Here is a 26,870-nt window from a genome sequence, read left to right as displayed (position 1 = left end):
GACACACAGCGGACTCCCTTTTTTATTACCGACTGTCTGTGAACCATATACCCCTCAAACCTGTTCTGATCTTATGAAAAGCTATACTATCACTTGCCTGCTGGCAGTAGGCTGTCTGCAGACGCTACATACGCAGGCACAAACTGCCGATGACATCCTGAAGAAATATATCGCCGCCAGGGGAGGAGAGCAGCTGCTGAAAGGAGTAAAGTCCCTCTACATTGAAGGAGAGTGTAAGGTAAAAGGTATCAAAGGCTCCATCCGGAGCTGGGCCGTAGATGACGCGGGCAGGCGTATCGAAATGAGCATCCTGACAACCAGGTTCACAACCGCTGTCACAAAAAACAATGGCTGGACACAAATAGGAGAGAAGGGTACCGCCAAAGTCATGACAGACAAAGAATTAAATAATAACAACAAAGGCCTGGACCTCTCCGACCTCGCCGGCTATAAGGAGAAAGGGAAGGTCGCTACCCTGAAAGGCAAAGAAACGGTTAATGGAAAGCCGGTATATAAGATACTGGTGACTGGTGGTAATGAACCCGCGCGCGAGATGTTTATAGATGCCGTCAGCTACCTGCCGGTGCGGATACAAACCAATAAGATGGTCGATGGAAAAGAGACCTACGAAACAATGGAATACGGCGAATATAAAAAGACTCCTGGAGGATATGTATACGCCGGAAAATCATATGCTAAAGAAGCAGGGTTATCCATCACTGTTACTCGCGTAGATGTAAATCTACCAGTCAATAATGATCTCTTCAAGGCTCCCAGATAATGGAAGAGGTAAAGGGAATAGCGGTATATCCCCTTTACACCACTCAGGAGTATTGCGCCAGCATAGCTTTTGCCTCAGCGGCGATCTTATCCGCCAGTTCCCGGGGCTGTAATATTTTTACATTGGCACCATAACTTAACAGCATCATAACCAGCTCATGATTGATGACTACGTTGAGCGATACACGACATTCCTCTTCATTGTCAATGATCACCTCCTGTGAGGTATGGATGGGCTGGGATTTGATATAATGACCCTGCTTGGGCGTGAAGGCCAGCAATACCTCTTCAGGTTTCCCTTCCGGAACGGTGATACCAATGGCGTGTTTGTAATAGTTGGCGTCGTCGAAATTCTTTTCGTCAAAATGTTTGTTGGTCGGCCACATATCCACAATACGATCCAGTGCAAAAGTGAGCAAAGTACCCCCCTTAGCCCGCTGGCTCTTCCCGATCAGGTAGAACCGGTGCTGGTATTCACGTACATGATAAGGCTCCACCCAGTGCTCCTTCGGCTCTTTCCGCTCAAAACTATGATAGGCAATACGGATCACTTCCAATTCCTTAATGGCTTCCACAATGGTCGGAATATGTTCCGCTCCCTTATATTGGTTCGTTCTCGCAAACTTGATCAATCCCTTATGTTGCAGCGCCTCCCGGTTCATCTTCAGGCTGGCAGCTATTTTGAGAATCGCATCTTCAAATTGCTGCACCACCGGCAGACTTCTGAATTGTTCCAATATACCAATTGCTATTTCCAACCCCTGCAGATCCGCTTCATCTATAGGCATGTTGCTGATCGAAAAACTATCGTCTTCATAGCTATAGGTACCCGCACTCCGGTTGTATACAATAGGGGCCATATAATTAAGCTCCGGATCATGGCGCATATCCTGTATATCCTTCTGTATAGTGCGGGTCGAAATAGCAGCGCCCATCTTTTCAGACACAAACTCGATCAGGTCCTCCAGCTTGGGTTTGGAAAGCCGCTTGTTGCGTAGCCGTTCATCTATCCATCTATAGCGGGATACCGCATCCTTATTCTTGGGCATGAGGGTTTTATTTTGACTGGCAAAATACGCATTCAGTCGCTGAAATAACCATTTTTTGATCAAATTATCACTACGCATATCCCCTGCGTGATGGCGTAAGATATTTGTACTGTTATCACTATAAACCTGACAGTTATGAGTAAGGTAAAAACAGTAACAGTAACAGCCTATCAAGCCATCTCCATCAGCCAGATCATCCTCGATGAATCTAACTACCTGACCTTTTGGGGACACCTCAAAAAGGACAATGAATGGCACCCTTGTGACTTTGTAACTACCTACGAAGTACTCAATACTATGTTACGATACGCGCAGGATACCTCCGATGACATGCAAATGAGCATCGTTAAACGACTGGAGGAAATGCACCAAATACCCGAAATGATCGACCTGGAAGCCGAACTAGGATACCCCGTCGTCTTCAGTCAGCTGGGTTTCTCTTTCGCCCGCCCCCGCTATCAGCAACAGGACGACTGGGTAGAATACACCGGAGAAGAGTGCTACTTCATAGAAAAAGTAACACCTGTCATCCCCATCCACCCCCCAACACCTGCTGCCAACAACAATTATGACGAACGAATAGATAAATGTATGGACCTCTTATCCAAAAACTATGAACTCTATCTGGGCTATCTCGAACTCGAATTCGAAGAAGAAACCGCCCGCGTTAAATCCGATCTCTCCGACGATCTCAAGTATACTATGGCCTACTGCGCCTGGCAAAAGGCGAAGGCCGCTTAAAACTACCAGTAACCCGTAATCGTACGTAGCAGATCTTTCATCCATTGAACAATAACCCACAACTCATCCGTTTAATGTCCCCCGTCCCCCTCATCCTGCGTTGGACCCCCCGGATTCATCCATAATCCCCAATGCATTGGATGTTGATTAATGATCCCTACCCATTAATCAATGGTTGACTGCTTGTTGACCCCCTCACCGTCCCTGGCCACTCCAGCCAGGGACTTTTTTTGAAAAAACTCCCCTAAAGTCTATAAAATTTGTAGGAAATCGTTATTTTTGGTAACCTAAATGGCAAAATTATGAGCTTAAGACTAGGAGATATAGCGCCTAACTTCCAGGCCAAAACCACCCAAGGAGATATAGACTTTCATGAATTCCTGGGTGACAGTTGGGGTGTCCTCTTTTCCCATCCGGCAGACTTTACCCCCGTTTGTACCACAGAACTGGGTAGAACAGCCCTCCTCAAAGAGGAATTTGCTAAAAGAAACGTAAAAGTCCTCGCACTCAGCGTAGACCCCCTCGATAAACACCAAAGCTGGATAGGCGATATCAACGAAACCCAGCACTGCGACGTTACATTCCCCATCATCGCCGATGAGGATAAAAAAGTCGCTAACCTCTACGACATGATCCATCCTAACGCTTCAGAGACCTTCACCGTAAGATCCCTGTTCGTAATCGGACCCGATAAAAAAGTGAAACTTACCATCACTTACCCTGCCTCTACCGGTAGGAACTTCCATGAAGTACTGCGCGTGATCGACTCCCTGCAACTGACCGCTAAATATAGCGTAGCCACCCCTGCAGACTGGAAAGATGGCGAAGACGTGATCGTCGTACCCGCCGTCCCCACCGAAGACATCCCCGCCAAGTTCCCGAAAGGACACAAGATCATCAAACCTTACCTACGTACGACGCCACAACCTAATAAATAGGTCATTCATGAAGCGATTCGTTCAGTGGTTGGTTAATTGGTTGAGGCCCAAACAAAAGGACGCTCAACAAAACAAGAGAGTAGAGCCTCCTCGCTATAAATGGGTAGAAGGCTTTTATTCATAAATTTTTTTAATGGTTGGTTTTTGATTTTTACGAAACGGGGATTTCTCCCCGTTTTTCTTTTAATACCACCTCCCAAAACAAACACCAACATAAAAAGGAAAGGCGCCGTATCATACAGCGCCTTTCCTTTTTATGAACAGATAACAAATTATTCCCCCTGATCCTCTTGCACAACAGCCGACACCGCAGCACTGCCACCACCACGCTTACGCAGCTGGGTAAGCACCGCCTGGATGTCTTTAGGCAATGGAGCTTCCACTACCATCTCCTTACCACTCATATCCGTAAAATGCAACTGCCAGGCATGAAGTCCTAACCTGCCCAACAATGGACGCTCCTCTTCCGTGAACTTGCCCATCTTGTATTTCTTCTTAATAGCAGAGAGATAAATACCCTTAGGACTACCATACAGCTCATCTACCACGATCGGATGCCCCACATGTTTCATATGCACACGGATCTGATGCGTACGGCCCGTATGTATCTGCATCCTCACCAGGCTGTACTGACCAAAAGTCTCCAGCGTCTCATAGTCCGTATGGGACGGCTTCCCCTTAGCATTGGTCACCATCTTACCCTTCTGCACCGGGTGCTCCATAATAGGCACTTTTATGCTGCCCACAGGAGGCTCCGGCTGACTATGTACAAGCCCCAGGTAAAACTTCTTGACCTGCCGCCCCTCAAATAGTTGCGAAAAGTATTTATGTGCCTCCTCATGCCGCGCAAAAACCAACACCCCACTGGTGTCCTTATCCAGTCGGTGCACCGTAAATATATCTCTGTATAATTTTCTCAGTAAAGTTAGCAACGCCGGTATCTCACTATCATGACGATCCTGGATGGTCAGCAAACCCGCCGGCTTATTCACCACAATATAATCTTCCGTTTCTGCTATAATATGATCTTGAATTCGCATAGATGTTGCTGTCAGCCTATTTAAAATGCTTCAGTAATATGATTTCCTTCTCTGTCAGGAAACGCCATCTGCCCCTGTTGACATTCTTCTTGGTAAGACCGGCATACATCACACGATCCAGCTTTTCCACACTGTACTCCAGGTGCTCGAATATACGGCGCACAATACGGTTCTTACCACTATGGATCTCTATCCCTACTTCGGCTTTGTTCTTAGGATCAATATATCCCAACGCATCCACCAACGCCACACCGTCTTCCAGTGGTACACCGTTCAGTATCTTTTCAAAGTCTGCTTTGGTAAGCGCCTTGTCCAGCCCTACCTGGTAGATCTTTTTGATATTGTGTTTCGGATGCGCCAGCTTCTGCGCCAGCTCTCCATCATTAGTCAACAATAATAACCCCGAAGTATTCCTGTCCAGACGTCCCACAGGATATACCCGCTCCTCAGTCGCATCAGCGATCAGCTCCATCACCGTCTGGCGACCCTCGGGATCATCTGTCGTAGTAATATACCCCTTAGGTTTATTCAGCAGTATATATACCAGGTTCTTCTGTATATGTATTTTCTTACCTACCAGTTTTACATTATCCTTGTCCGTTACCTTGAAAGCGGGTTCCATTACCACCTGATCGTTAACCGTTACTTTGCCCGCTTTGATATGGTCTACCGCTTTCCTCCGGGAACAAATGCCGCAGTGAGCAAGATATTTATTCAATGGCATTTCCCCAGCCACTCCATTTCCTTCAGCCGATTGCTTCCTGGCAGTCTTTTTATAAGGGACCGTCTCTTTCACTTCTCCATCATGCTCGCTGCGCTGCTGCCTGCTGGCTTGTTTACGATCTTGCTTCTCCGCAAACCGCTCATTGGTATTGTCAAAATATTTCTTCCGGTTAAATCCGCTGGGCGTCTCCCGCGGAGTATCCTTGAAGCTTTTCCCTGCACCACCACGCTGAACAGGCGTTTTTTCCCTCTTTTCAGATTTGTTATCACGGAAGCTCTCCGATTTGTTACCATCGCGGAAGCCCTCAGATTTATTATCGCGGAAAGTGTCAGGCTTATTACCACGGAAACCTTCTGATTTATTACCTCGGAAACCACCCTCAGTGCCTTTGCCACGAAAGGTAGGTTTGTTACCTCTTTCTGTACCAGCACCTTCGGATTGCTCCCGTTTCTCCCTTCTCTCAATTTTTTCTCCCTTATCTCCTCTTTCCCCTTTCTCTAATAGACGGGCAGGTTTGCGCCCCGCACGCTCAACACCAACGTCCGGACGACCTGGCTTGTTGCTATGGGATTTATTCTCTTTAAATGGAGAAAAGCCTTTCACGGCAGGTTTGTTCTTTTTCATGTATGTCTTTTAAACTTTGCTGCATTACTGCAGTAATAAACGTCAATTTGATAATTATTTGTTGGCTAGCTGTCCACAGGCTGCATCGATATCTTTACCACGGCTGCGGCGCAAACGGGCATTCACCCGGTTCTTACTAAGGTATTGCATGAATGACTCCGCAACATCCTCGTCAGGCTTCTGGAACCGTGCGTTGTCAATAGGATTGTACTCGATGATGTTAACCAGGTCGGCAGGGACCTGACGATATACCTTGATCAGTTCATCCGCATCCTTCTGGGAATCGTTAAAATCCCTGAATAGAATGTACTCGAATGATATCTGGTTCTCCGTCGCTTTATAAAAATAGTTAAGCGCCTCGATCAGTACTTCCAGGTTGTTGGTATCATTGATCGGCATGATCTCACTACGCTTTTTGTCATTGGCAGCATGAAGCGATAATGCCAGGTTGAACTTCACCTGGTCGTCGCCCAGCTGTTTGATCATCTTAGCCACACCGGCAGTAGATACAGTAATACGTTTGGGAGACATCGCCAACCCTCCGTCCGGAGAAGTGATACGGGCAATGGACTGCAATACGTTCTTATAGTTCAGCAACGGCTCTCCCATACCCATGAACACAATGTTGGTCAGCTTCTTACCAGATGCCGCCATCGCCTGCTCATTCAACAATACCACTTCATCATATATCTCGTCATAGTCCAGGTTACGTTTCCTGTCCATATAACCGGTCGCACAGAACTTACAGCTCAGGCTACATCCCACCTGCGACGATACACAAGCCGTCTGACGGGTATCCGTGGGAATAAGCACCCCCTCCACAAAATGACCGTCATGCAGCTGGAACCGGTTCTTGATAGTGCCGTCCGTACTCTGCTGTGTGGCATTTATCCGCACCGCCGGCAACTCAAAATGCTCCTGCAAAGTGGTCCGCAACTGCTTGGATAAATTCGTCATCGCCTCAAAACTGGTCGCATGCTTCACCCAGATCCATTCATACACCTGCTTGGCACGAAAGGCCTTTTCATTGATCGTCACAAAATAGGCCTGCATCTCCGACAGGCTCATATGACGTATGTTCTTTTTAACAGACTTCATCAGATTGTTATAACAAGTGGTCGTAAACAGGTTCCCCCGCCTCGTATGTATTGTAAATTGTAAACTTTCTATTGTACTTTCTTTAGCGCTAAGCTAATAACCATTAGATCATTTCATTATATGAGTAAGTGGCTACCTTACGGCAGTCGGAAAGCAACCGCAAAGATAAGGTAATTTAACCACAGTCGGCCAGCCAACCCCCTCACCCCCTCCGTCCCTTGCCGATGGACTAATTTCCCTACATTTACAGCCTCAATTTTAATATCCATGCAAGCAGCATATATAGTAGACGCAGTCCGTACACCTATCGGCCGCTATGGCGGCGCCCTCAGCACCGTTCGGCCAGATGACATGCTGGCCCATATGATCAAAGCATTGGTCAATCGCAATCCCTCCCTAGATACTGCAGCCATAGAAGATGTAATCGCCGGCGCTGCCAACCAGGCGGGTGAAGATAACCGCGACGTAGCCCGTATGGCCGCCCTGCTGGCTGGCCTGCCCGTAACAGTCGGGGGCAACACCGTCAACCGCCTCTGCGCATCCGGCCTCCAGGCCATCATGGATGCCGCCCGCGCTATCATGTGCGGCGAAGGAGATGCTTACCTCGCCGGTGGCGTGGAAAGTATGACCCGTGCCCCCTTCGTCATGGCCAAATCCGATGGCCCCTTCTCCCGTAAAACAGAAATATTCGACTCTACCATAGGATGGCGCTTTAACAACAAAAAACTGACAGATCTATACTATCCCTATTCCATGGGAGAAACCGCAGAAAACGTCGCCAGACAATGGAACGTCAGCCGCGAAGACCAGGATCAGTTCGCCTTCGACAGCCAACGCAAATACAAACAGGCACTCGACGCTGGTAAATGGACGGAAGAGATCATCCCCGTAGAAATCACTCCCAACAAAGAAGAACCCGTGCTCTTCTCTAAAGATGAACACCCGCGCGAAACTTCCCTCGAAAAACTGGCTGGCCTCAGACCTGCCTTCGCCAAAGATGGCAGCGTTACCGCTGGCAACTCCTCCGGGATCAACGATGGCGCCGCGATGGTGATGATTGTATCCGAAGCCGCCCTCAAACGTTTCAATCTTACACCGCTGGCACGGATAAAAGCAATGGCCGTAGCAGGTGTAGACCCATCCATCATGGGCATCGGCCCGGTACCGGCTTCCCGTAAAGCACTACAAAGAGCCGGCATCACCACCGCCAGCCTCGACCTCATCGAACTCAACGAAGCTTTCGCTTCACAATCCCTGGCTTGCATGCGCGACCTCGAACTCGATCCGTCAAAAGTAAATGTCAACGGAGGGGCCATCTCTATCGGCCACCCGCTCGGATGTAGCGGCGCCCGTATCACCGCCACCTTATTGCACGAGATGAAACGTCATGACAATGCCCGCCTCGGACTCGCCACCATGTGTGTAGGAGTCGGACAAGGCGCCGCCGTCGTATTCGAAAAATGCTGACGCAACAGCAGGAACCCATTCCTATGGCCGCAACACAACGTTCCCGTTTTATATGGGGAGTGACAATCGTTTTTATCGGCGCAGTATGCTTCTCCGCAAAGGCCATTCTGGTTAAGCTGGCCTACCGCGCCGGAAATATAGATGCGGTAGCAGTGCTCATGCTCCGCATGCTCTTCTCCTTGCCCTTTTATGCAGCCACCGCCTGGTACCTCGCCCGGCATACCAGCAATGTGCGCCTTACCTCCCGCCAATGGCTGCAGATAGGCGTACTGGGCCTGGTAGGCTATTACGCCAGCTCCATCCTCGACTTCATGGGCCTGCAGTATATCTCCGCCGGCCTCGAAAGACTGATCCTGTTTACCTATCCCACCTTCGCATTGCTGATGTCCGCCTTCTACCTGAAGAAAAAGATCAGCCGCACTCAGTGGCTGGCGCTGGCAGCCGCTTATACCGGTATCCTCATCGCCTTTACCGGCGACATACGACAGGAAGGATGGGGCCCCGGTCTCGTCACCGGTAGCGTACTAATGGTAGGATGCGCGCTCGCCTATGCCTTTTATATCGTAGGCAGCGGCGAACTGATCCCACAGGTAGGGGTGATGAAGTTTACCGCCTATGCCCTTATGTTCTCCTCCATGGGCGTATTCATCCATTACCTGGCCCGCTATGGCTGGCAAATGCCGGATACCAATGCCCACGTCTACTGGCTCTGCCTCATAATGGCACTATTCGCTACCGTACTACCCACATTCATGATATCGGCAGGCGTAAAGAGGGTGGGCGCTAATAACGCAGCCATCATCGCTAGTGTAGGCCCCGTAGCGACAATCATACAGGCTTACTTTTTCCTGGGAGAAGCCATCACCGTCAGCCAGCTAAGCGGCACCGCCCTCGTACTCGCCGGCGTATTGATAATAGGTTGGAAAGGAACTGAAAAGGGGGGAAAATAAAACGAGCGGTCGTATATACGGCCGCCCGTTGATGGCAAGCAAAAAAGGATTACAAACAAATCTGTTTCTCCGTCATCATCTTTCGGAGATTTATTAAGCCGTAGCGCATACGACCTAATGCCGTATTGATACTCACCTGCGTGAGATCAGCAATTTCTTTAAAACTCAATTCCGCATAATGACGCAGAATGATCACCTCCCGCTGCTCCTCCGGCAACATATCCAGCATCTTACGCACCCGGTCATGGCTCTGACGCATAATGAGCTTGTCCTCCGCACATCCATCACTGAAACTCAGCACATTAAAAATATCCTTGTCATCTCCGGTCTTGATCACCGGCGTCCGCTTGATCTTCCGGAAATGATCCACACATAGATTGTGAGCAATACGCATAGCCCACGGCAGAAACTTCCCCTTCTCCGTATACCTTTCTGCTCGTATAGTATCAATCACCTTAATGAAAGTATCCTGGAAGATATCCTCCGCCAGAAAGGGATCTTTTACCAATAATATAATGGAAGTGAATAACTTATCTTTGTGCCGGTGAACTAATTCCTCCAATGCCGAAGTGTGTCCTTTCTTAAAAAGGGTGATTAATTGCTCATCACTCAATTTGTACATTATTTGCATAAACTTCTACAATAGACGGGTTAGTAAATACGTATACGGACTTATCTGTCTGTAGGTTGTTTTTTTGTGTAGAGTTTATGCTATAGCAAGTAGTTTATTTGTTAAAAAGTGTAAACGTCTGTCTGGTCTAAGGTATAGGAACTATTCTTGATGCGATCTAATGCAAATATAATCGAATAGTTGAGAAAAACAACTGCAGCAAGGGCAAATTTGACCGCTTAGTAACGTAAAATAGCACAAAAGTTGTGGGTCTAACTTCACTGCGAAATTTACGCGGAATCCGTTACTTTCGAACTCTCAAAAAATGCATTCCTCGCTTTCGGTTTTTTCGAGGAACTTTGCTACAGAATCATGCGTACAAAAAGTAAACAAAACGAGACTGCAATTGATCCACAATCAGTTAGCACACAAGATCATATCTTCATCAAAGGGGCCCGCGTCCATAACCTTAAAAATGTAAGCGTCACCATACCACGAAGCAAACTCGTCGTGGTAACAGGCGTATCCGGTTCCGGGAAATCTTCCCTCACCATGGATACCCTCTACGCGGAAGGCCAACGACGTTATGCCGAAAGCCTTAGCTCATACGCCCGTCAATTCCTCATGCGTATGAACAAACCCGATGTCGACTACATTAAAGGAATCTGCCCGGCCATCGCCATTGAACAGAAGGTCATCACCCGCACCCCACGGTCTACCGTAGGGTCCATGACAGAAATATATGACTACCTCCGACTCCTCTACGCCCGCGCAGGTAGAACTTACTCGCCCGTATCCGGCCGCGAAGTGAAAAAACAGGAGGTCAGCGATGTCGTAGACTATATCAGCAAACTGCCCCACGGCGCTAAAGTGCTGGTACTCGTACCCTTCCGCAGACATGCCAAACGCGATGTCAAAGAAGAACTCAACATCCTCATGCAGAAAGGCTTCTCCCGACTTTACATCTACAACAAGAAAGAAACAGAACTGGTTCGTATAGAAGACCTGCTGGAAGAAAAGAAACCTGCCGTACCAGAAACCGCTTACGTGCTGATAGACAGGCTGGTAGTCAAAGAATTCGAAGAAGAAGATAAACACCGTATCGCAGATAGCGTACAAACCTCCTTCTATGAAAGCGAAGGCGACTGCCTCCTCGAAGTAGATGGCAAACAGGTACACTTCTCCAACCGGTACGAACTCGATGGCGTACAGTTCGAAGAACCCATGCCTAACCTCTTCTCCTTCAATAACCCTTACGGCGCCTGCCCCACCTGCGAAGGCTTCGGACAAGTGCTGGGTATCGATGCCGACCTCGTTATACCAGACAAACGACTCAGCGTCTACGAAGGCGCCATTGCCCCCTGGAGAGGCGAAAAAATGGGCGAATACAAAGAAGCTCTCATAAAAGCATCCCGCAAATTCAGCTTCCCCGTTCATAAACCCATCGCCGAACTGACAGACGAACAATACAACCTCCTCTGGACCGGTAATGACTTCTTCTACGGCCTCAACGAGTTCTTTAAGATGGTAGAACAAAACCTCTATAAAGTACAATACCGCGTGCTGCAATCACGCTACAGAGGTCGTACCGTCTGCCCTGACTGCCACGGTGGCCGCCTCCGCAAAGAAGCCCTCTATATCAAAGTAGGAGGCAAAACCATCTCCGAACTCGTACAACTCCCCGTACAAGACCTCAAAAACTGGTTCGATCAACTCGACCTCAACGAATACGACGCCCAAGTAGCAAAACGTATCCTCATTGAGATCAACCACCGGCTCAAAACACTGCTGGACGTAGGCCTGGGATACCTGACACTCAATCGTGTCGCCAACACACTCAGCGGCGGCGAAAGCCAGCGTATCCAGCTCACACGCTCCCTGGGCAGCAACCTGACCAACTCCCTCTATATACTCGATGAACCTAGTATCGGCCTGCACGCACGCGATACCCACCGGCTCATCTCCGTACTCAAAGAACTCCGCGACCTGGGAAATACCGTCGTAGTCGTAGAACACGACGAACAAATGATGGAAGAAGCAGACCATATCATCGATATGGGACCCCTCGCCAGCCACCTGGGTGGAGAAGTCATCTTCTCCGGCTCCTATCCCGAAATACTCAAAGATGGTAAAAGCCTCACCGGCAAATACCTCAGCGGGCACATGCGTATCGACCCGCCCGCCAGAACCCGCAAATGGAAAAAAGCTATCACCCTCGAAGGCTGCCGCCAGCATAACCTGAAAAATATCGATGTCGATTTCCCATTAGGCGTCCTCTGCGTAGTCAGCGGCGTAAGCGGCTCCGGTAAAACCACCCTCGTAAAACAAATACTCTACCCCGCCCTCATGAAACTTAAGGGCGAATTCGCAGAAAGAGTAGGACAACATCGCGCACTAAAAGGGGCCATGGATGATATCACCCAGATCGAAATGATCGATCAGAACCCCATCGGCAAATCCTCCCGGTCTAACCCCGTTACCTATATCAAGGCATACGACGAGATCCGGGACCTCTACGCCAAACAGCCACTCAGCAAAATGAGAGGCTTCCAACCCAAACACTTCTCGTTTAACGTAGATGGCGGCCGCTGCGACGCTTGTAAAGGAGAGGGCGAAGTGATCGTGGAAATGCAGTTCCTCGCCGATGTACACCTCACCTGCGAAAGCTGCGGGGGCAAAAAGTTTAAAGAAGAAGTACTGGAAGTAACCTATAAAGGCAAAAATATCTACGACGTACTCGAAATGGGCGTCGATGAAGCCCTCGAATTCTTCGCAGATGAAAAGGATGTCATCAATAAGATCCGCCCACTCAACAGTGTAGGCCTCGGATATGTCAAACTGGGACAAAGCAGCGATACCCTCAGCGGTGGAGAAGCACAGCGCGTAAAACTGGCCTCCTTCCTCGGCAAAGGAAAAGCCCAGGGGCATATCCTGTTCATCTTCGACGAACCCACCACCGGCCTCCACTTCCATGATATCAAAAAATTGCTCGACTCCTTCAATGCCCTCATAGAACAAGGACATTCCGTGCTCGTCATCGAACACAACCTCGATGTCATCCGCAGCGCCGACTGGTTAATAGACCTCGGCCCCGAAGGTGGCGCCGGCGGCGGTAACCTGCTCTATGCCGGCGTACCCGACGGCCTCAAAAAGGTAAAAGAAAGCTATACCGGTCAGTTCCTCTGATCAGGATACACATAACAAAAAAAGACATGGGCAGATCCGATCAGGTCTGCCCATGCCTTTTGGATACCTATATCATTCCTATAACATTCCTGTATCATTCGTATAACATTCGTATAATGTTTGTATAAGCTACGCCTATCCAAACTTATACAACGGGTATACAACAGGTATACCTCGCCTATACAATGACTATAGAACGCTTATACAACGCTTATAGAATGCTTATACAAGCCTGCTATAACGTATTGATTATTAGTTTTTTAGATTATTTTTTGAACGTAACTGGTTGACAGTCAATTCGAAATAGGAGAGGGAGGGGGAAACAAGCTGCCCATGGCCATCCCACGGGCAGGTATAAAACGATCGCAGGATTAACGCAACCTGTCCAGTGATTTAATAAGCTTTTCATCCTTATAGATACCCCGCGCCGCCAGGAACAGGAATATCAGGATCAGGATAGGCAAAAATGCCGCAGGCAGGTAGGTTGCAGACGTAATCACTTTGCCCTGGGTGCCCAGCGCATTGGCATGATCCTGCACCTTGAAGTACTGCAGCACAACAGCGCCAATCGACAATACCACATTAAGCACCGTCAGGCGAAACTGCAACTTACGGTTCTTAAACAGGAAAATGCTGATCACCGCCAGTAACACAATCACCATATACAACACAAATACAAGATAGCTGGACTGGGCATTGAAGTTACTCGTCGAACCATCGCTCAGCTTAGCCGTCCACAGATTGAAAAACCAGGTGGCCACACCAGCCCCCGCTGCCAGTAGTAAATAAAGACTCTGAATGCGTTGTATCATGATATTCCTAAATGTTTAACATCGTAAAAGTAAGTAATTCCTATGAACCTACTCATTAGTTGTACCCCTGTTCTTTACATACTTCGTATATTGCACCCCCAATAACAATCTTTATATGGCCAAAAAACTGAATAAGCAAGATGCGTTAGACTATCATGCTTTGGGGCGTCCCGGTAAGATAGAAGTGATACCTACGAAAAATACCAAAACACAATGGGACCTTTCCCTGGCCTACTCGCCGGGTGTTGCAGAACCCTGCAAGGAAATCCATAGAGACGTAGAAAATGTTTATAAGTATACAGCCAAAGGTAACCTCGTTGCCGTGATTAGCAACGGTACCGCCGTATTGGGCCTGGGCAACATAGGCCCCGAAGCCGGCAAACCCGTAATGGAAGGAAAAGGCGTATTATTCAAAATATTCGCCGATATCGATGTGTTCGACATCGAACTCAATACCACCGATGTAGACGAATTCGTGAAAGTAGTAAAAGCAATGGAACCTACTTTCGGCGGTATCAACCTCGAAGATATCAAAAGCCCTGAGTGCTTCGCCATCGAAGAGCGCCTGCGCAAAGAGCTCAAAATACCCATCATGCACGACGATCAGCACGGTACCGCCATCATCTCCGGCGCCGCCCTGCTGAATGCCCTCGAACTCGTAAAAAAGAAGATAGAAAAAGTAAAGATCGTAGTCAACGGTGCCGGCGCTGCCGCCATGGCATGTGTCAGACTATACGTAGCACTCGGCGCCAAACACGAAAACTTCGTCCTCTTCGATAAAGATGGCGTGATCAACCACGATCGTAACGATATTACCGATATGCACCGCCAGTTCGCCACCTCCTCCAAGGTGAAAACACTGGCAGATGCCATCAAAGGCGCCGACGTATTCATCGGCCTCTCCGTAGGCAATGTCGTAACACCCGAAATGGTGAAAAGCATGGCCAAACACCCCATCGTGTTCGCAATGGCCAACCCCGACCCCGAAATCGCCTACGAAACCGCCAAACTGGCCCGCCCAGATGTTATCATGGCGACCGGCCGCTCCGACTACCCTAACCAGGTCAACAACGTACTGGGATTCCCATACATCTTCCGCGGTGCCCTCGACGTAAGAGCTACCCAGATCAACGAAGAAATGAAACTGGCCGCCGTAAGAGCACTCGCCAGCCTGGCCAAACAACCCGTACCCGATATCGTAAACCTGGCATACAACGAACGTAACCTCTTCTTCGGACCTAATTATATCATCCCAAAACCGCTCGATCCCCGCCTGCTAAGCGTAGTAGCGCCGGCTGTCGCTAAAGCGGCAATGGACAGCGGTGTCGCACAACACCCCATCACCAACTGGGAAGCATATCGCGAAGAACTCAATAACCGCCTCGGCATCGATAACCACCTCTTCCGCGTGATCGGCTCCAAAGCCCGTAAAGATCCGCGTAAAGTCGTATTCGCAGAAGCAGATAACCTGAAAGTACTCAAAGCAGCACAGGTAGTACGCGATGAAGGTATCGCCTATCCTATCCTGCTGGGTAATGAAGCACGTATCCGCGCACTCGCAGAAGAAAATGGTATCGAAATAGACGACACCGTGATCATCGATCCCAAGAGCGATGAAATGCACGACAAACGTCACGAATACGGTGAACTGTTCTTCAAAAAACGCCAACGTAAAGGATTCAACCTCTATGAGGCCAAAAAGATCATGCGCGAACGTAACTACTTCGGCTGCATGATGGTCGAAACAGGCGACGCAGATGCACTCATCTCCGGCCTCACACGCAAATACCCCGATACCATCCGCCCCGCCCTTCAGGTGATCGGCATGGAAGAAGGTACCAAACGTGTAGCCGGTATGTATATCATCAATACCAAACGCGGCCCGCTCTTCCTCGCAGATACCACCATCAACTTCAATCCTACTGCCGAAGAACTCGCAGATATCACCTTACTCGTCGCCAAAGAAGTACAACAGTTCAATATCACACCACGTATTGCCATGTTGTCCTATTCTAACTTCGGCTCCAGCCCCACTCCCGAAGCACAGCTGGTTGCCAAAGCACGCGAAATAGTAAAACAAAAAGATCCTACCCTCATCGTAGATGGTGAAATTCAGGCGGCAATGGCTTTCAATAAAGAAATACTGAAAGATAACTATCCCTTTACCGAACTGATAGGCGAAGAAGTCAATACTCTCATCTTCCCGAACCTAACCGCCGGTAACGTAGCCTACAACCTCCTCCAGGAAGTTGCCGGCTTCGATTCCATCGGTCCCATCCTGCTAGGCATGAAAAAACCAGTACACATCCTCCAGCTCGGAAGTAGTGTACGCCAGATCGTTAACATGGTGAATATCGCAGTAGTCGATGCACAACACAAATGTTGCAAAGAAGCAGTAGCCGCAGATATAAAGAAAAAGAAAAAGTAAAAAGATAACAACGTATAGCAAAAGCCGTCAGTTCCATCACTGACGGCTTTTGCTATCGCATACTAGAAGCATACCTAATATCGCCATTCTCCGCTTTTTCGTATATTGAGTATCATACATTCCATATACTATGGGCTTTGCACAAATAACCCCCAGCAGCTTTAATAATGTGCGGCTGAATGACCATATCACTAACTACCCTGATTGCATACATCTGTCTGATTATGTATACAATGAACTGTTCCACACCTCGGAGAATGATAATTTCTATTTTATACCCAATACAAATGTCCAAAGCACGGATATCAATGTGAAATATGCCTTCGCCTTTGTCAACGGCAACGGCTTCATCAAAGGACTAACCCTCTTTATTGACGATCACGACAGAACCTCCCTGCCTAAACTGGAAGCCATTTTCGGCGTTATTTACTCCGTCGGCCTGAGCGGACTGCAAGGCATGGCTCACTATTTCTGGTGTACCAGCGATGGTACCCAGGTCGGATTTGCTAACATCGATATAGATTGGAGCGTCGCCGGTTTTATGGTATCCATGTTAAATATCATCCCGCTGCCAGCCACCCTGGATGATCAGCAGCAACCCGCTATTTTTTTCCGGTCCCGGAAATAAGACCAGTACCTAACCCCGCTCATATTACCAAATTGTTAACCCTGAAAATCGAATAGGAATACCTTCTTTCTCGAACGTACTCTTTGTGTAAATACTCCTTTCCCGGGATCTATGAACAAACAACTATTAGATAAATTCTTTAAAGGACAATGCACAGAAGAGGAAGCTGAACAGGTAGAGACCTGGCTTTCCGGACCTGACACTGCTCTGTTAGATGAGTTAATGAATGAGAAATGGTCTGAGGCAAACGAACCCGTGAGATTGACCCCCAGAAAAAGCAAGCGTTGGTATGGAGCCGTAGCGGCAGCGATAATAGGTACACTGGCACTCGTCACACTTTGTTGGCAACCACGTACACCGCACCAGCCATTTGCCCTGAAATGGGATACCCTCGTTAACAAGACCAACACTATACAACAACTCCGACTGTCAGATGGAACTGAAGTCTGGCTCAATTCCAACTCCTCTCTTACTTACCATCAATATTATAATGGTCTGCAAAGAGAATTGTGGTTAAAAGGAGAAGCCTACTTCCAAGTGGTCAAAGATGATAGACATCCATTCCTGGTGCACGCCGGAAGTTTGACAACCACCGTACTCGGAACTGCATTTAATATATCAACAGCTAACAAAGCTGACGGAAGTATCCAAGTGAGTTTGATAGAAGGGAAAGTAGCAGTAAGCTCAAAAGATGTATTTAGAGAAATATTGTTACCCGGACAAATGTTGCAATATGCAGAAGGTAAAACTCCACAGTTACTCAGGTTTGCTAAAGACGAAGTGCTGGATTGGAAACGTAAAAAGATCTTTTTCGATAACACCATGCTTGGCGACGCACTCGCCAGATTACAACAACGGTACAATTGCCGTATAGTACTGGAAGACTCAATACTGTGTAAAAAGAAGATCTCAGGGGAGTTCAGTAGGGACATGTCGCTCGAAAATATTCTATCAACTATGGAATATGTACACAACATCACGTTTGTACGCGTGAATGAAAGTACATATCAGGTACAAAAAAAATAAACCTCTGAGCAGGAACATTTAATTAAACAAATATTATAAAGTACAATCGTATGCAAAAATCTACTAACAGATTTTGTACAAGGAGAATTATGTCATGTAGTGTCATCTGCCTCGTAGTTTCACTGATCAGCCTAGTGCCAGGCAAAGTGATGGCACAATCGTATAGATCCCTTACCGATAAAGTACAGCTGTATATGGCAAAAGCTACTGCAGCAGAAGTGGTAAAGTCATTACAACAACAAACACCTTACACCTTTATCTATGATCCTGAGTACCTGCAACAATGCACACTCAGCGACCTGAAATTTCAAGGTGCCGCCCTCGGCGACGTATTGGCTTATATAGACAATAACGCACCGCTGGACATCGAACTGACTAAAAATAATACCATTGCCATCCGTAAAGGAAATGCCGATAAACCCGCTGCCAAAACCAATGGCCATGTCGCCGGTAAAGTAGTGGACAGCAAAAATGAACCCTTACCCGGTGTAACCATCACCACCCAAAGCGGACAAGGCACCGTCACCAACGTAGATGGTACCTACAACATAACATTACCGCCTGGAGTATACAACCTCACCTTTAGCTATGTGTCGTTTGATACCCGCAAAGTAACAGAAGTGACAGTAGACGAAAAAGGAGTGACACCACTCGATATCGTGATGAAAAGCAGCAGCTCACAGCTGAAGGCAGTAACTGTTACGGCTAACTACCGCAAGACTTCCATCGAAGGACTGTATGCTATGCAAAAAAATAATCCTGCTATCTCTGATGGTATCAGCGCAGAACAGATCGCACGCACACCAGATAAAAATATTGGTGAAGTGCTTAAACGTGTAACTGGTCTGGCCACTATGGATAATAAATATGTAGTAGTACGCGGACTCAGCGAACGCTACAACCAGGCCGTATTGAATGGCCAGGTAATGCCCAGCACAGAACTAAACAGAAAAAACTTTAGCTTCGATATTATCCCTTCTAATATCGTAGAAAACGTAACCGTTGTAAAAACAATCACCCCTGATCGTAATGCTGATTTCGGCGGCGGTCTCGTAGAAGTAAATACCCTGGATATCCCTACTGAAAACTTTCTTAACCTCTCCATAGGCGCAAGCTATAACGATAAAACAGTAGGAAAGGACTTCCTGGCCTTATCACTCAGCAACAGAGAATATACTGCACAGGCCGGCAAACATCGGTTCCTGCTCGGTACCCTCGACTGGAAAGATCGCGACGATATAGTAGCAAGCTATAACAAACAGGGAAAAAATCCATCCCTCTTCAGCAATAACTGGGGCGTTGCTAAATTCAAAGCACCCATCTCCCCAAACTATCAGGCCTCATTCGGACGTGTTATACGCACAGGAGCTGGCCAACAATGGGGAATCGTAGCTAGCGCCAGCTATAGAAATACATTGGCAACCCAAGACGTAATCCTGGGTAGAGAAGGATTTGAAGAGGCTGCCGATTCAGAAGAAAGCAAACGCCGCCAATTCAAAGGACAACGATATGGATTCACCACCAACCTCGGAGGAATGATTGGAATAGGTTACAGAAATGAAAAGAACAGAATAGGATTTCAATCCATGTACCTCCGCACACTGGATCAGCAGTTCATACTAGGAACAGGACAGAATGGAAAATTCGGCTCAGATAATACATTGGGATATTTTGACCTGGCTATGCAAACCACTCTTTGGCAAAATCAGTTAAAAGGTGAACATGCCATCGGTAACAAAGGAGTGAAGATCAAATGGGTAGGTAGCTATCTGAAGTTAGACAGACAGAAACCCGATAATCACATGATGTTGGCCGATTATAAACAAGCAGATGGCGCCGGCATCAATGACTATAATATTTCTACTTTCGGAAGCAACTTCGCTGAAGGCGCCCTCCGCTGGTGGAGCCGCGCATTGGAAAATAACTATAACTGGGACGCAGCTGTGTCCGTACCGTTTAAATTCAATGCAGGTAACGTAGCCTTCGAAAATACATTCAAAGGAGGTTATGCCGGGTGGAATAAAGACAGACTGTTCTTCGTACTGAATACTGCTTCTAAAATAGATAATAAAGAAACAAATTACCTGCCTTTAGGCCAGGTATTCACTCCCGCCAATAATGTACAGGTAGATATCATCCGCTTCGGCGATAATTTTAAAAAACGCTCCGCATCTCTGCATGCATTGTATGCCATGCTGGATAATAAGATCGGTAATAAATTCAGATTGGTATGGGGCTTAAGAGCAGAGTATTATAACCTGAACCGCGTAAATGATAACCTGGATTCACTATTCCAGGGCCTTACCAAAGGCCGTCCTGGCTTCGATTACTCCGACCTCACAAACAGAGAACCCAACTGGCGCTTCTTCCCATCTGCTAACCTCACCTATTCACTAACACCGTCCATGAACATCCGGGCAGCATACTCCCAAAGTATCATCCGGCCTGACCTGAGAGAGCTATCCGTTTTTAAAGAATATGACTTTGAATTAGGTGGCGATTATACCTCTCAGATCGTTAGGTCTACAACAATCAAACATATAGACCTGCGATATGAATGGTACCCAGGACCAGGTGAAATACTTTCTGCTTCATTGTTCTATAAACACCTGGACTACCCCATGGAAATATACCGGATCAATACCCTGAATAGCTATGAACTGAAAAATAGTAAAATGGCAAAGAACTATGGTGTCGAGCTGGAAGCAAGAAAAACACTCGCCTTCACAAACATACCGGTAATCCGTAACCTGACACTCTACGGAAACTTTACCTACCTCGATTCCCGCGTAAAACGTATGGATATTACTACCGGTTTCTTAGACCCTAATCAGCCTAATAAAATTTTGTTGAGAGAAGTAGTAGGTAAAGAAGAAAAACGCCCTCAGATGGGAGCCAGCAACTATATGGTCAATGCAGGCATATTCTATGATAACAATCCGGTATCTGTTAGCGTAAGCTACAACAGCGTAACCAATCGCGTCTTCGTACCAAACACTGATTATGAGTTTTCTTTGATGGAACGCCCCCTACAGGCACTCGACGCGCAGGTCGCGGTGAGATTACTCAAGCAGAAAGCGGAAATAAAATTGAATGTAAGCAACCTGCTGAATAGTTACTCAGTACTTTATAGAAACCAATATACAGCTGAAGAATTACAATCCTTTAAAGATGGTGGCGCACCGAGTGCCGCTCAGCTGAAATATAACCCGAAAACCGACCTGTTGAACTTTAAAGCATCACCAGGAAGGACAACTAGTGTAACCTTTAGTTATAGATTTTAAGTTCTTACGCGCGTACGTCGAAATATACCCTGATCAGGTATGTAGTCATTTATCCAATTTCATTATTTGTTTAACTTAAAAAATTGACAAATCCCATGAACAAGAAGCCCTTAGTTGTAACCCTTATGTCAACCGCCGTGTTGGGCATGATGTTGGCTACTTCCTGTAAGAAAGACAACACCGATCTGACAAATGATCGCACTGTTTCCGCCGCAGGTCCTTCTGGCCCTTCCGGTAGCTGCCCTGATAGCACCATCACTGGTGTGATCACCGCTAACCTGAACCTGAAAAGCTGCAGAGTATACAAACTGCAAGGCCTGGTTTACGTTGCAAACAACGCTACTCTTACCATCGAACCAGGTACTACTATCAAAGGTATCAAAGGTGCTGCCGGTCAACCAGGTGGTGGCCTGATCATTACCCGCGGTTCTAAACTGATCGCTCAAGGTACGGAGACTGATCCTATCATCTTCACTTCTAATGAAGCTGTACCTGCTTCCGGCGATTGGAGCGGTATCGTACTGCTAGGTAAAGCACCTACCAACCACCCATCTGCTGTAATCGTAGAAGGTATCACTAATAATCCTCCTGCTGATGCTACTTATGGCGGCCCTACCAACAACGATCCTAACGACAACTCAGGTATTCTGAAGTATGTAAGAATCGAATACGCTGGTTATGAACTGGCTACTGATAACGAACTGAACGGTCTGACACTGGCTGGCGTTGGTAAAGGAACTACCCTGGATTATATCGAAGTATACAAATCTAATGATGACGCTTTCGAATTCTTCGGTGGTACTGTAGACGCTTCTCACCTGCTCGCTATCGACGCACTGGATGACCTGTTCGATACAGACAATGGCTACTCTGGTAAAATCTCTTATGCACTGGGTGTATCTGACCTTTCCCGCGCTGACAAAAGCCAGTCTAACGGTTTCGAAAGCGATAACAACGCTAATGGCGATCCACTGAGCCCTTACACTCACCCTACTTATGAGTTCGTAACCATCGTTGGTCAACCTTCTCAAGCTGCTGCTTCTATCACTAACGGTGCTCCTTCTACTACTGGTAGATATGGTCGCGCTGCTCACCTGAGAAGAAATGCTGAATTCGCAATCAACAGATCTATCTTCCTGGGCTTCAACTACGGTATCTCTCTGGATACTCAAAGACCAGTTGGTGCTGCTGTTAATACCAAAACCAAATACGATAATGGCATCTCTACCCTGACTGCTAACTTCGTTCAAGCCTTCATCCTGCCTTATGCTACTGAAGTGAATGGTTCTGGTTATACTGCAATCACTCCGACTTCTGGTAACGCAGGTTTCACTTCTGCTAACCCGAACGCTAACATCGGTCTGAACAATCCTTTCGGTACAACTCGTACTGTTAATAACTACATTCCAAATGCACTGTCTTCTGCTAAAGCTTTTGGCGCATTCCCCACAGGAAGCACCACATGGGCTAACGGTTGGAGCAGATTCTAACCTCTTTTCATCAAAACAACGTATAGAACTTGCTTCTATACGTTGTTTCCATTGAATGTTAATTCCAGGATTTTCATAAAACAGTACTCCGGTAATAATGAAACATCGATAGGTACAAAATCAATTTTTAATAATAATCTGAATTTCTGAATTATCAATTTTTAAAGTATGCATCTGTTTATCAAACGCCTTTCCCTTTTCGTTGCTGTATTAATATTGGCAGTTTCCTGCCGCAAGGGCGAATTAGCTGAAGATCACTATTTCGGGAAAGTAAAACTAAACTTATTGAAACTTCCCGGAACCCCAGATGTAATAGTACGATTCAATGATAAACAACTCGATACCGTACTCCTTAACGGTACTACCATCGATAATGGTCAATTCATAATTCAGGCAAATCAACAGGGCAAACTTTCCATTTTCGATGCCAGAACAAACAAGTTTATTATTGATACATTAATAACGATCCCCTCTAATAGCTCGCAGGACTTCAGACTGGCCTACAGCCCCGAGCTTGGTTTATGCACCTTTGTAGGCACAGGAAATACCACCTTGCCGGCAGACTCCGTGTATATCCAGTTTTCAAATAGACTGAGCCAGAAATTTTATCCCAAACCGAAATACAATATTCAATTCGTTTACATCGATCCGAATACAGGAGAAATAGTACCCTCTCCGGTTGAAATAAAAGGCCTGGAAAGAGGCGCGCTAAGCAAAGGCATTACCAAATTCAGGGTGCAGGACGAAAAGGGACAGGGAATTACCTATGGCGCTAGGATCGTAGATGCCGAAACAGGAGATCCTATATTCCAGCCTGGTATAGGCACCGACCTGTTCCTTTTGGGAATAGACCAAAGCGTAGCAAGTAAAACCGTTATAGTTTTCCTTCAAGACGATGAATCAGGCGACCTCACCAGAATCTCCGTCATAGAACTATAAACGATTACATCGCAACTTTCTTTGCTTGTTGACCCCCTTTTCTTTCCCCTTTCCTAATGGAAGCAACCTGCTATATAGGTTAACCCCGCCTGTGCCGTTGTACGCCCCTTCTAACAAACCCATATTTTGCCGATTAACTTCGGCGCTGTCTATACCCATCGTAACCTACATATACTTTAATGAGTTTAAACCCGCTAACAATGAAATACAACATCTTTTCATTACCGCTATTAATGCCCGCCTTATTAAGTATCACTCTTACCGTTTCCTGTAAAAAAGACAACAAACAGGATATCCAATCAAATCGTGTAGTATCGGCCGGTGGCCCCTCCGGCCCGGCTGGCGCATGTGGCGAAACTACCCTCACAGGAGTGATCACTCAGAATACGACACTCAAAAGCTGCATGATATACAAACTGAGCGGCATCGTTTATGTCGCTAATAACGCCGTACTTACCATTGAACCCGGTACGTTGATAAAAGGCATAAAAAGCACCACTCCAGGTAATCAAGGCGGAGGCCTTGTTATTACTCAAGGCGCTCAGATCATTGCAGAAGGGACCGTTACAGATCCCATTGTCTTCACCTCTTACGAAGCAACGCCGGCATCCGGCGATTGGGCTGGAGTAACGATCGTAGGTAAAGCACCTACCAATTACCCCGCTCCGGTATTACCTCCAGGTATCGGTAGCGCAATTGTGCCGGGTGTAACATTTGGCGGTGCTGGCAATAACATCCCTAATGATAACTCCGGTATGCTAAAATACATCCGCATCGAATATGCAGGGTATGAATTGAGCACCGACAATAGCATGAGTGGTCTTATCCTGGCTGGCGTCGGTAGAGGTACCCTGTTAGATTATATAGAAATATATAAATCTAAGGGAGATGCTTTTAGCTTTCTGGGCGGCACGGTAAATGCTTCACACCTGTTAGCAATAGACCCACTGGATGAACTGTTTGTAACCACAAGAGGATATACAGGAACATTGAACTTCGCGCTAGGCGTCATGGATATTGGCAGAGCAGACAAAAGCCGGTCAAATGGCATAGAAAGCGATAATGCCCCCGGTGGATCCCCACTTTTACCAAATACGCATCCGGTGTATAATTACTTCACGATAGTAGGACTTCCTAACCAGTCAGCAGCTTCCATTACCAATGGTATCCCATCAGGCATAGGTCGATATGGTCATGCTGCCTATTTGAAGAATAATACAGAGTTTGATATTAATAAATCCATCTTCCTGGGCTTCAACTATGGTATCGTGTTAAGCAGTACCACACCACTGACAGGTCCTAACACTAAAACAAAATATGACAATGGTATATCAACATTAACAAACAATTTTGTACACGCCTACATCGCTCCGTATGTGGAAGAAACAGCTACCGGTCTCATACCATTTATCCCGATGCCTGGTAATATCGGCTATACTACACCCGCGCCTAATACCGATCTGCTACTGGCTAATCCATACGGCTCAACACGTAGTATCAGCAACTTCATTCCTACTCCTCTTTCTCCTGCTAAAACAGCCGGTGCATTCCCTACCGGCAACATTACTTGGGCTAACGGATGGACAAGGTTATAACATATCAGCAACAACGTACAGGGCATAGCCCTGTACGTTACTTCGGTAATATCATGATACTGTTAACCGCCGCTTTATCCCGGGAATCATAAATAGACGAGCGAACGGCTGCAGGTATATTTTCATTACTCACCCGCCCATTGCCATCGATAAGCGACAGCGCTTTGGCCAGCAACGGGTCTCGCGTATCTCCTAAAGCAGCTAGCGGCAACACACTCAACTCATCCAGTTTGTACTGTGGCGTAATACCTTGTGTATACCCTCCCTCCCCATTCGCATTGGCTAACCGGTAGGTCAATGGATGCATGATCCAGGAAATACGTTTGGTATTCCGCATGTCACTGATGATAACAGCCCCCTTATCCTTCCCCCAGGTAGTCGCACCTATCTGTATAACGGTCGTATATGGTTTCAGGTTATTGATCAGTAACTCCGCAGCAGATACCGTCTGCCGCCCGCTCAGGATAAATACCCGCGACAGATTAAGCCGCCCTCCGGACAAACTATTGAATGAAATAGGGTCACCGGTCTCCGGCACAGATAACGTAGTCGCAAAACTCAAAGTCCGCGTCGGAAAACGGCTATTGCCCGTGTACTTCACAAAAGGGCTGCCCTCCTTTACCCCCGGGGCAATCATCGCAGCCATCATCGCAGCACCAGCCAGACTACCACCCGCATTATAACGCAGATCAATGATCAACTCCTGTACCCCCTTACGCTTAAAATCCTCAAAAGCCGCCAGCACATAGTTATTATACCCGTCATTAAACGCATTATAAAATAGATATCCCACTTTGACAGCACCACTGTTAAACACCTTAGTCGTATATAAAGGGCTCGCCGTCTGTCGCTGCCGTTGCAACTGTACCAGCGGCTGCTCTACAAAACTGCCGTTCGTCAAGATCGCCGGCGTCAGCGTACTTATCTCGGCCTTCAACATCTCATCACTCAGCCTCACGGCATTATCAGCGGTAAGCACCGTTTCATTAATGCGGGTAAAATAATCCCCTCGCTTTAACCCTCCGGCCGCTGCATAAGAACCCGGTACCACCAGCTTCACCACACCGATCACTCCACCAGTAGGTGGCCAGTTGACAATAGTGTAATCAACACCATACTTGTTCAGCATATCATAGGTGATCGTTTGCGGATCTGAAGGATTGTAAATAAAGGAGAACAGGTCCTCCCGGTTCTTAAGACCATTGAAAAATACCTGCGTCTCTTGGTTCTTATCCGGTTGACCAGGTAACTGATCATTCCACAAATAGAAATAACGCATGCTGTCTAATACCCAACCGTTGATCTCCTGCTGTGTGACAGGACCCGTAGGTACATAGGGGACATCGTCTTTTTTACGGCAACTGATGAGTAAGATCAGGCTGAAAAGGGCTAAAGGGAGGATAACAGTATTTCGCATAGGAAAGCTCTTTTGCCGGCGACAGCCGGAAGATATAAATATAA

Annotated in this window: 20 protein-coding genes; 13 read left to right on the top strand and 7 right to left on the bottom strand. The window is 47.1% G+C overall.

The window, feature by feature from the left end:
* Positions 1 to 73: 73 nt before the first annotated feature.
* The gene (locus KTO58_RS21465; RefSeq protein ID WP_095837430.1) at positions 74 to 781 is read left to right on the top strand and encodes a LolA-like protein; all 708 of its coding nucleotides are present in this window, start codon (positions 74 to 76) and stop codon (positions 779 to 781) included.
* Positions 782 to 824: 43 nt separating this feature from the next.
* Here the strand turns inward: KTO58_RS21465 and KTO58_RS21460 are convergent, their stop codons facing one another.
* On the bottom strand, positions 825 to 1,829 hold the full coding sequence (locus KTO58_RS21460; RefSeq protein WP_157752803.1) for a helix-turn-helix transcriptional regulator: 1,005 nt from the start codon (positions 1,827 to 1,829) through the stop codon (positions 825 to 827).
* A 135-nt stretch (positions 1,830 to 1,964) separates the two neighbouring features.
* Between KTO58_RS21460 and KTO58_RS21455 the strand changes: the two genes are divergently transcribed.
* Positions 1,965 to 2,570, top strand: a complete 606-nt coding sequence (locus tag KTO58_RS21455) for a hypothetical protein (RefSeq protein WP_095837432.1) — start codon at positions 1,965 to 1,967, stop codon at positions 2,568 to 2,570.
* Positions 2,571 to 2,872: 302 nt separating this feature from the next.
* A complete protein-coding gene (locus KTO58_RS21450) occupies positions 2,873 to 3,508 on the top strand; it encodes a peroxiredoxin (protein WP_095837433.1) in 636 nt (211 codons plus the stop codon).
* Between the two features lie 272 nt (positions 3,509 to 3,780).
* On the opposite strand, the gene KTO58_RS21445 is transcribed toward KTO58_RS21450, so the two are convergent.
* Genes KTO58_RS21445 through rlmN form a run of 3 tightly spaced genes read right to left on the bottom strand, consistent with a single transcriptional unit; the run spans position 3,781 to position 6,994 of the window.
* Positions 3,781 to 4,548, bottom strand: coding sequence for an RluA family pseudouridine synthase (locus tag KTO58_RS21445; protein ID WP_095837434.1), 768 nt, complete (start codon positions 4,546 to 4,548; stop codon positions 3,781 to 3,783).
* A 16-nt stretch (positions 4,549 to 4,564) separates the two neighbouring features.
* Complete coding sequence (locus KTO58_RS21440; RefSeq protein ID WP_095837435.1) at positions 4,565 to 5,896, bottom strand: pseudouridine synthase; 1,332 nt, start codon at positions 5,894 to 5,896, stop codon at positions 4,565 to 4,567.
* Between the two features lie 54 nt (positions 5,897 to 5,950).
* Positions 5,951 to 6,994, bottom strand: a complete 1,044-nt coding sequence (gene rlmN, locus KTO58_RS21435) for a dual-specificity RNA methyltransferase RlmN (RefSeq protein WP_095837436.1) — start codon at positions 6,992 to 6,994, stop codon at positions 5,951 to 5,953.
* A 267-nt stretch (positions 6,995 to 7,261) separates the two neighbouring features.
* Here rlmN and KTO58_RS21430 point away from each other — a divergent pair, with 267 nt between their 5' ends.
* Together KTO58_RS21430 and KTO58_RS21425 are read left to right on the top strand one after the other, a co-directional pair.
* Positions 7,262 to 8,461, top strand: a complete 1,200-nt coding sequence (locus tag KTO58_RS21430) for a thiolase family protein (protein ID WP_095837437.1) — start codon at positions 7,262 to 7,264, stop codon at positions 8,459 to 8,461.
* Positions 8,462 to 8,484: 23 nt separating this feature from the next.
* A complete protein-coding gene (locus tag KTO58_RS21425; RefSeq protein WP_095841455.1) occupies positions 8,485 to 9,411 on the top strand; it encodes a DMT family transporter in 927 nt (308 codons plus the stop codon).
* Between the two features lie 49 nt (positions 9,412 to 9,460).
* Here the strand turns inward: KTO58_RS21425 and KTO58_RS21420 are convergent, their stop codons facing one another.
* Entirely contained in the window at positions 9,461 to 10,042 is a 582-nt protein-coding gene (locus tag KTO58_RS21420) for an RNA polymerase sigma factor (protein WP_198315162.1), read from the bottom strand.
* Between the two features lie 351 nt (positions 10,043 to 10,393).
* Between KTO58_RS21420 and uvrA the strand changes: the two genes are divergently transcribed.
* Positions 10,394 to 13,207, top strand: coding sequence for an excinuclease ABC subunit UvrA (gene uvrA, locus KTO58_RS21415; protein WP_095837438.1), 2,814 nt, complete (start codon positions 10,394 to 10,396; stop codon positions 13,205 to 13,207).
* 371 nt (positions 13,208 to 13,578) lie between these two features.
* On the opposite strand, the gene KTO58_RS21410 is transcribed toward uvrA, so the two are convergent.
* A complete protein-coding gene (locus KTO58_RS21410; RefSeq protein WP_095837439.1) occupies positions 13,579 to 14,019 on the bottom strand; it encodes a DUF4293 domain-containing protein in 441 nt (146 codons plus the stop codon).
* 115 nt (positions 14,020 to 14,134) lie between these two features.
* Here KTO58_RS21410 and KTO58_RS29005 point away from each other — a divergent pair, with 115 nt between their 5' ends.
* The 7 genes from KTO58_RS29005 (at position 14,135) to KTO58_RS21375 (ending at position 25,409) form a co-directional block, all read left to right on the top strand.
* Complete coding sequence (locus KTO58_RS29005; protein WP_095837440.1) at positions 14,135 to 16,447, top strand: NADP-dependent malic enzyme; 2,313 nt, start codon at positions 14,135 to 14,137, stop codon at positions 16,445 to 16,447.
* Between the two features lie 130 nt (positions 16,448 to 16,577).
* The gene (locus KTO58_RS21400) at positions 16,578 to 17,075 is read left to right on the top strand and encodes a hypothetical protein (protein ID WP_095837441.1); all 498 of its coding nucleotides are present in this window, start codon (positions 16,578 to 16,580) and stop codon (positions 17,073 to 17,075) included.
* Positions 17,076 to 17,186: 111 nt separating this feature from the next.
* On the top strand, positions 17,187 to 18,101 hold the full coding sequence (locus KTO58_RS21395; RefSeq protein ID WP_095837442.1) for a FecR family protein: 915 nt from the start codon (positions 17,187 to 17,189) through the stop codon (positions 18,099 to 18,101).
* Positions 18,102 to 18,295: 194 nt separating this feature from the next.
* Positions 18,296 to 21,385 carry a TonB-dependent receptor gene (locus tag KTO58_RS21390; protein WP_225859864.1) on the top strand — a complete coding sequence of 1,030 codons (3,090 nt, stop codon included), beginning with the start codon at positions 18,296 to 18,298 and terminating at the stop codon, positions 21,383 to 21,385.
* 95 nt (positions 21,386 to 21,480) lie between these two features.
* Positions 21,481 to 22,875: a beta-helix domain-containing protein gene (locus KTO58_RS21385; RefSeq protein WP_095837445.1), complete on the top strand. Its 1,395-nt coding sequence runs from the start codon at positions 21,481 to 21,483 to the stop codon at positions 22,873 to 22,875.
* A gap of 285 nt (positions 22,876 to 23,160) precedes the next feature.
* Complete coding sequence (locus KTO58_RS21380) at positions 23,161 to 23,814, top strand: hypothetical protein (RefSeq protein ID WP_157752805.1); 654 nt, start codon at positions 23,161 to 23,163, stop codon at positions 23,812 to 23,814.
* Positions 23,815 to 24,014: 200 nt separating this feature from the next.
* Positions 24,015 to 25,409: a beta-helix domain-containing protein gene (locus KTO58_RS21375; protein ID WP_157752806.1), complete on the top strand. Its 1,395-nt coding sequence runs from the start codon at positions 24,015 to 24,017 to the stop codon at positions 25,407 to 25,409.
* A gap of 37 nt (positions 25,410 to 25,446) precedes the next feature.
* On the opposite strand, the gene KTO58_RS21370 is transcribed toward KTO58_RS21375, so the two are convergent.
* Positions 25,447 to 26,826, bottom strand: a complete 1,380-nt coding sequence (locus KTO58_RS21370) for a S41 family peptidase (protein ID WP_095837448.1) — start codon at positions 26,824 to 26,826, stop codon at positions 25,447 to 25,449.
* Between the last annotated feature and the right edge of the window lie 44 nt (positions 26,827 to 26,870).

The sequence above is a fragment of the Chitinophaga pendula genome, from assembly GCF_020386615.1.
Lineage (GTDB): Bacteria > Bacteroidota > Bacteroidia > Chitinophagales > Chitinophagaceae > Chitinophaga > Chitinophaga pendula.
This window is presented reverse-complemented; position numbering and strand designations above follow the sequence as displayed.